The 6,816-nt window shown below is 54.7% G+C and carries 6 protein-coding genes; all 6 read right to left on the bottom strand.

Going from position 1 to position 6,816, the window contains the following annotated elements:
• Positions 1 to 299: 299 nt before the first annotated feature.
• Positions 300 to 1,487, bottom strand: a complete 1,188-nt coding sequence (locus AC3WT9_RS20710; RefSeq protein WP_341379660.1) for an anhydro-N-acetylmuramic acid kinase — start codon at positions 1,485 to 1,487, stop codon at positions 300 to 302.
• Positions 1,484 to 3,397: a beta-N-acetylhexosaminidase gene (gene nagZ / locus AC3WT9_RS20705; RefSeq protein ID WP_341095845.1), complete on the bottom strand. Its 1,914-nt coding sequence runs from the start codon at positions 3,395 to 3,397 to the stop codon at positions 1,484 to 1,486. Before nagZ ends, AC3WT9_RS20710 begins: the two co-directional genes overlap by 4 nt.
• A gap of 34 nt (positions 3,398 to 3,431) precedes the next feature.
• Positions 3,432 to 4,604, bottom strand: a complete 1,173-nt coding sequence (locus AC3WT9_RS20700; RefSeq protein WP_341379661.1) for an exo-beta-N-acetylmuramidase NamZ family protein — start codon at positions 4,602 to 4,604, stop codon at positions 3,432 to 3,434.
• A complete protein-coding gene (locus AC3WT9_RS20695; RefSeq protein WP_341095848.1) occupies positions 4,601 to 4,732 on the bottom strand; it encodes a hypothetical protein in 132 nt (43 codons plus the stop codon). The genes AC3WT9_RS20700 and AC3WT9_RS20695 overlap by 4 nt, the downstream gene beginning before the upstream one ends.
• Before the next feature lie 191 nt (positions 4,733 to 4,923).
• Positions 4,924 to 5,625, bottom strand: coding sequence for a hypothetical protein (locus tag AC3WT9_RS20690; RefSeq protein ID WP_342480579.1), 702 nt, complete (start codon positions 5,623 to 5,625; stop codon positions 4,924 to 4,926).
• Between the two features lie 45 nt (positions 5,626 to 5,670).
• The gene (locus AC3WT9_RS20685; RefSeq protein WP_038595838.1) at positions 5,671 to 6,777 is read right to left on the bottom strand and encodes an ABC transporter ATP-binding protein; all 1,107 of its coding nucleotides are present in this window, start codon (positions 6,775 to 6,777) and stop codon (positions 5,671 to 5,673) included.
• Between the last annotated feature and the right edge of the window lie 39 nt (positions 6,778 to 6,816).

Below are 6,816 nucleotides of genomic sequence, written 5' to 3'. Positions count from 1 at the left end.
TACTGGTTAGATCCACCTACCGACTGCGGTTATCTACTGGTTAGATCCACCTACTGGCTGCGTTTATCTACTGGTTAGATCCACCTACCGACTGCGGTTATCTACTGGTTAGATCCACCTACTGGCTGCGTTTATCTACTGGTTAAATTCACCTACCGGCTGCTACTGGTTGAATTCACCTATCAGGCGTAAACTACCGGTTGCGTTTCACCCGCTGTCTGCGTACCTGGCGCCTAAGTTTCTCGACTACCTTCGTTTACGCAGCAACAGTTAACTGCGCATGTGAAAATCAAATCCCTCTACGGAAACGCCAGCTTGCCCATCACTGTCGGGCGGGACGCTCCTGTGGCCGAAGGAAGATTATTGGCGACTCCGTGCATGAAATCATTGCCCAGCAAGGCGAAAATAATCGCCTCCTTCGCGTCGTCGCTGAAACCCAGCACGCTTGAGGTTATTACAGCCTGTTCCGGCAGCTGTTGCTGAAGCATAGCCAGCAGTGCAGCATTATGCGCACCGCCGCCGCTGACAATGACCTCGTCAATTTGGCATACTGGGAATACGTACCTCACATAACCTTCAGCTATCGTCCGCGCGGTAAAGGCGGTAGCAGTGGCTACAATATCTGCATCGTTCAAGCCGCGTGCCCGGGTCAGGCTCACAAACTGTTCGGCATAAGCTTTGCCGAAAACTTCCCGGCCTGTAGACTTAGGCGGCTTCAGCGCAAAGTAAGGATGCTGCAGCATTTGATCCACCAGCACTTCGTCTGGTGTTCCCTGCGCAGCCCACGATCCTCCGTCATCATAAGACATTTGTCCGCCGCTCAGCAGATATACAGTCTGATCAATAACCATGTTTCCGGGGCCTGTATCGAAGGCAAACACATCCTCCGGACCCGCTGCGGCAGGAAGTGCTGTACAATTTCCAATTCCTCCAATATTCTGCAGCAGACGCCCTTTCTCCGGATGGCGGAACAGAATCAGGTCTCCATAAGGTGCCAGCGGCGCTCCCTGCCCGCCAACTGCCATGTCACCCGGGCGGAAATCCCCGACCACAAGCCGGCCTGTTTCCTTGGCCAGCACAGACAAGTCGCCAAGCTGGAGCGTGGAACGGACGAGAAGCGGATCATCGGCTGCCGCTTCCGGGATATGCCAAACGGTCTGGCCGTGGGAGCTGATGAGATCAATCTCATCAAGCTCCATTCCGGCACTGCGTACCGCTTCTATGGCCGCCTCGGCAAACCGTTCCGCCAGATATACGTTCATGCCACATACCAGGTCCACCGATGAATGTTCTATCGTGCACAGCTCCTTCAGCCGCTCCCGAAGCCCGTCGTCATAGGGCACAGAGGAATAATGCAGCAGTTCAGCCTTGGCAGCCAATCCGCTTCCTTCTATTGAGACAATCGCTGCGTCAATGCCATCCAGCGAAGTGCCGGACATTAAACCGACTACGACAGACTTTTGTTTAGTCCAGAGCGGGCCAATCATAAGCTAAGGCCCCAGCCCGCCGGATATTTATCCCCGAGCGATACCGGCAGTCGTCCCTGAAACGGAATTTGCCCGAGCAGCGCCTTGACTGCACTTTCCAGCGCAAGCGGTCGCCCTTCATATGCGGCGGCATAAGTCTCTATCTTAGGCATTGCCAGCAGGTCATAAGGATTGCGCAGGGCAACAACCGCAAGCGGCTTGCCAAGCGCCCGCAAGGATTCCACCAAACTGCATTGATCGGGATTAAACTGCGCGTTGTAGGTGCCTACAACGATCTGCTCAATGTCCTCAACCCGCGCTGCCTCCAGCAGGTCCGCAGCATAGCTGGCAATATCACCTGCCGGAACGACACGGTCAATGCAATCCAGTCCATATTTACTCAGCATCGTACCAAGTCCGGCGGTTTCGCCAAAAGCTTCATCCACAAGAGTGGCTACTACGGGCGCTGCCGTAACTGCTAGCGTCTTCTTCCGTTGTAGGGGAAGCACAGAGGAATGATTGCGGACCAGGGTGATGCTGGCTTCACTGATACGGCGCGCCACTTCTACATGCGGCGGAGCTTCCAGCAGGCTGAGACCTGCATATGCTGCGGCAGAGCTGATCACGTGTCCGTATTCAACATCCATCGCAGCGGGATTTAGAGCATGCTCGTCTTCTATCTCCAACAGTTTGGAACCCCCAGCACTTGTACCTTCTGCACTCACAGCACTCGCACCTCCTGCACCCTCAGTACTTGTACCCTCTGCACTGACAGCTCCAGCACCCCCTGCACTTGCGGCCCTTGAACCCGCTGCCGAAGAATCCGCAGCATCGGAATCCGCCGCACCGGCCCTGCCAGCAGGTCCGGCTGCGATCACACCCCGCTTCACCTTCAGAGCAAGCAGCCGCCGCACAGAATCGTCAATGCGGGTTTCGCTGATTCTGCCTTCAGCGACCGCGTGAAGGATAGCCTCACTTGCAGCCAGCTGACGGTCAGCGCGGTGGCTGATCAGAACGATATCAGCCCCGGCTTCAATGGCCAGCACCGAAGCTTCAACGGTGCCGTAGTGCTCGGCGATGGCGTTCATCTCCATGCAATCGGTCATGATAATCCCGCCGAAGCCCAGTTCTTCTCGTAGCAGACCGGTCAGAACTGCCTTCGAGAGCGTAACCGGAAGTTTCTCCTGCTCAAGTGCCGGGAAGTAGATATGCGCCGACATCATGGCATCCACACCTTCGGCAATCGCTCTGCGGAAAGGAACCAGTTCTACGCTGTCCATGCGCGCCCGGTCATGTCTAACGGTTGGCAGATCCAGATGGGAATCCACATCGGTATCGCCGTGGCCCGGAAAATGTTTAGCCGTAGCCGCGACACCTGCATCCTGAAATCCGCGGATCGTCGCTGCGCCATAATCGGCTACCTTCTCCGGCGATTCGCCGAAGGAACGGACGCCGATCACCGGATTCCGCGCATTATTGTTCACGTCCAGCACAGGAGCATAATTCAAATTAATGCCCATGGCGCTCAGTTCCCGCCCGCTGATCAAAGCCGCCTGATAGGCATCCTCTACCGATCCGGCCGCTGCGATAGCCATTCCGCCGGGCATAAGCGCCACGCCTTCAGTAATGCGGGCGACCATACCGCCTTCCTGGTCGATGGAGATCCAGAGAGGAGCCTTGCCGCCTTCCGCTGCAGCCTGCTGCAACTCATCGGTCATTCTGGCTACCTGCTCAGGCGTCTCTACGTTGCGGGCGAAGTAAATAACGCCGCCGATCCCGCCTTTTGCAACAAGCTCTCGAATTCCGTCGTCCGGCACAGCGGTTCCTTCGAAACCGCACATCAGCATTTGCCCGATTTTGTCACTGAGACTCATATCGGCGACCACCATATCAAGGCCGCTCTCTTGTACTGCTGCCTCACGCCAATCCATTGCCACCGCCTGCCTTCCCCAAATCAGATTTTAGCTATTCATACAGAAGATAAGGCTTCCGCAACATCAGCCATCTTTCGCTTTCATCCTGCCATTGTCCAATGATTTCCCGCAGCCCCTCTGCTGTGCCAATGTGCCTGCGCACCACTTCCCCGCCGGTCAATAAATCTATGAAGTATCTCCCGCCTTCTTTCGGCGGAGCAAGCCACTGAAACTGCTCTGGATAGAGTGAACACACCTCATGCAGCATGGTAAGTCCGGTACGTACGGATTCATAAGCCTGCGGCTCAGTCACGAATAATCGCACACCGCCACATAATACTCCTTGATGTTTGGAGAAGGTTGGTGTTGCATACACAGGATGGAAGTGCACACCCGGAAGCTGATGCTTCTTCATCGCTACGGCAAGAAGTGCCCCATCCAGCCATGGTGCGCCAATCCACTCAAACGGGCGTGTGGTTCCCCGCCCTTCTGAGAGATTCGTTCCTTCAAAGAAACAGGTTCCAGCATAAACTCTCACCGTGTCGATCGTCGGCACATTAGGGGAGGGCATCATCCACGGGAGACCCGTGTCCATAAATTCCAGCTGACGATTCCAGCCTTCCAGCGGGATGACATCCAGAACACAGTTAATCCCTCTCTTGTCGTTCGCCATAAGCGCCAATTCCCCGATGGTCATCCCCGTGCGGATCGGCATGGACCAGGCGCCAACCATGGATTCGTAGCCAGCCTCCAAAAGCCCGCCTTCGCTGCCGGTTCCGCCAAGCGGGGCAGGACGGTCGAGTACGAGCAGACCTTTACCGTTTTCCGCGCAGGCCTCCATCACATAAAGTAAGGTAGATACATATGTGTAAAACCGCACGCCCAGATCCTGAATGTCAAAAATAAGCGTATCCACCTCATCCAGCATCTCAGGCGTCGGCTTCTTATGCATCCCGTACAAGCTGTACACCGGAATCCCCAGCCCCGCGTCCAGCTCATCCGTGAACTTCACACCGGCTTGGTGCTGGCCGTATATTCCGTGTTCACATGCAAAAAGTGCCGTAAGTCTAGAAGATTCCAGACTCCGGCACACCTCCACACTGGAGCGGAAGTCCGCCGTTATGCCGGTAGGATTTGTAACCAGCCCGATCCGCTGCCCATCCAGCAGGGGATGGGACAAACCTGCGGTCAGCCGGTCCACCCCGCAGCTCACCTGTAGACTCATAACAATTCACCTCCGGCAATGACACCAGCAGATCTATCCACCCCGCAGCTTACCTGTAGACCCATCAATTCACCTCCGGCAATGACTCCAGCGGATCTATTCACCCCGCAGCTCACCTGTAGACTCATAACAATTCACCTCCGGCAATGATGCCAGCGGAGCTATCCACCCCGCAGCTTACCTGTAGGCTCATAACAATTCACCTCCGGCAATGATGCCAGCGGAGCTATCCACCCCGCAGCTTACCTGTAGGCGCATGACAATCCCCCTTCCGGCATAACAGAGTACTGTGGACAACCGCTGTGCATTTCCCTCCGGTTCATAGCAATCTCCCGCCTGCATAGAGCTCACTCGTCTCAGGCACACCCTCCTGCTCATCATCCTCATCGGGATGAAGTACATTGTAAGCAGCTTTATGCAGATAGACGGCAAGCATGCCGTTGAACAGCGCCATGAAACCTACTACGGTCACAGTCAGCATGATCCCCACAACCAGCGCCTGGAAGAAGGCCCCGATGGTATAAGCCGGATAACGGAGGAACAGCTTGACGCTTTCCCCCATGGCCTTGAAGATGCCCATTCGGCGCTGAATCACCAGTTGCAGGGTGTAGAATTGGGAGACAAGCGCCATAGCGACAAAATAGGTCTGAAAAATGGCAATCGTCCAGCTTACCGCCCCGTCACGGCCTCCATAGAACCACCAGGTTGACCATAAAATCAGCACCAGCAAGGAGCATAGCAGACCGAACGCCACTGCCGGCCCAAAACCCTTGCGCGCACCGTTGAGCATCTCCCGGACACTCAGCTTCTTCCCTTCCGTTCTCCGGTGGTACGCATGGAACACGCCGAAAAACAGCGGCATGTAAAGAAGCGGAATCAGGATAAATGACAACGCTACAGGCGCAAAGATGACCACCGGCACCAGCATAGCCGAACTGGCCAGACTGAGCAGCGCAATCGGCACAATCTCCCGGAATGACTCCACTCCCGTACTCACCAAGACTTGATTCAGTTTCTGCATTGCTTGTCTCCCCTTTCTACCTTGCAACCCTTATAGCCAGCTGTTCTACCAGACAATTCTTTCTTCTGTTGCCGGATCGAAATAACGCGCTTTGCTGAGATCGAATATAAACTGCTTATCGAGATTATTGTAGGCTTTCGTCTCCGGATGAACCTTGGCGGTTACCGTCCGGCTGCCGATTTTAAAATAGACCAAATTCTCGGAACCCAGATGCTCTACTACCTTAATATGCGCCTGCATTTGATGTTCTGTAGAAACTCCCGGTGCGAAGTCATCACCGTAGATATGCTCCGGGCGGATGCCAAGAATAATCTCCCGGTTGTTATAGCCCTGCAGACCGGCTGCCGCATCCTCTGACAGCAGGAATTCCGCACCATCAATAACTACACGCCCCTGTTCAATCCGGGCATCAATAAAGTTCATCGCCGGAGAGCCGATGAATCCGGCTACGAACATATTTTTGGGATTGGCATACAGCTCGGTCGGGGAAGCCACTTGTTGAATAACACCTTTATTCATAACAACAATCCGCTCACCAAGCGTCATTGCTTCTACCTGGTCATGCGTAACATATACAATTGTAGCGCCGAGACGTTTATGAAGCTCGCCCAGCTCCACACGCATCTGAATCCGCAATTTCGCGTCCAGATTGGACAGCGGCTCATCGAACAGGAACACCTGCGGATCACGCACAATCGCCCGGCCGACGGCCACGCGCTGGCGCTGTCCTCCGGACAGCTCGCGCGGCTTGCGCTCCAGCATCTCTTCGAGTCCGAGAATGGTCGCGGCTTCCTGAACTTTTTTCTCAATATAATCCTTCGGTTTCTTCAGGTTCTTCAGTCCAAAGGACAGATTCTCGCGGATGCTCATATGCGGATACAGCGCGTAATCCTGGAACACCATCGCAATATCGCGGTCTTTAGGATGAAGGTTGTTTACGATACGCTCGCCGATGATAATATCCCCGCTTGTCTGCTGCTCCAGGCCTGCGATCATCCGCAGCGAGGTGGTTTTGCCGCAGCCTGAAGGTCCGACGAACACAACAAATTCTTTATCATTAATAACAAAATCGGAACCCGCCACCGCCGTAAAGGTCTGCTTGTTCTGATCGTCAAATTGTTTGCGCACATTGCGGAATTCAACTCGTGCCATTGCTCTTCCCCCTCATATCTAACCCTGTGAATTTTGAGA

This window comes from Paenibacillus sp. EB106-06-01-XG199, assembly GCF_058791575.1.
This window is presented reverse-complemented; position numbering and strand designations above follow the sequence as displayed.

What these genes read in the sequence shown, in the direction of transcription:
- AC3WT9_RS20710 (WP_341379660.1), bottom strand. Translation starts at nt 1,487, where the DNA reads ATGATTGGCCCGCTCTGGACTAAACAAAAGTCTGTCGTAGTCGGTTTA.
- AC3WT9_RS20695 (WP_341095848.1), bottom strand. Translation starts at nt 4,732, where the DNA reads ATGAGTCTACAGGTGAGCTGCGGGGTGAATAGATCCGCTGGAGTCATT.
- AC3WT9_RS20685 (WP_038595838.1), bottom strand. Translation starts at nt 6,777, where the DNA reads ATGGCACGAGTTGAATTCCGCAATGTGCGCAAACAATTTGACGATCAG.
- AC3WT9_RS20690 (WP_342480579.1), bottom strand. Translation starts at nt 5,625, where the DNA reads ATGCAGAAACTGAATCAAGTCTTGGTGAGTACGGGAGTGGAGTCATTC.
- nagZ (WP_341095845.1), bottom strand. Translation starts at nt 3,397, where the DNA reads ATGGATTGGCGTGAGGCAGCAGTACAAGAGAGCGGCCTTGATATGGTG.
- AC3WT9_RS20700 (WP_341379661.1), bottom strand. Translation starts at nt 4,604, where the DNA reads ATGAGTCTACAGGTGAGCTGCGGGGTGGACCGGCTGACCGCAGGTTTG.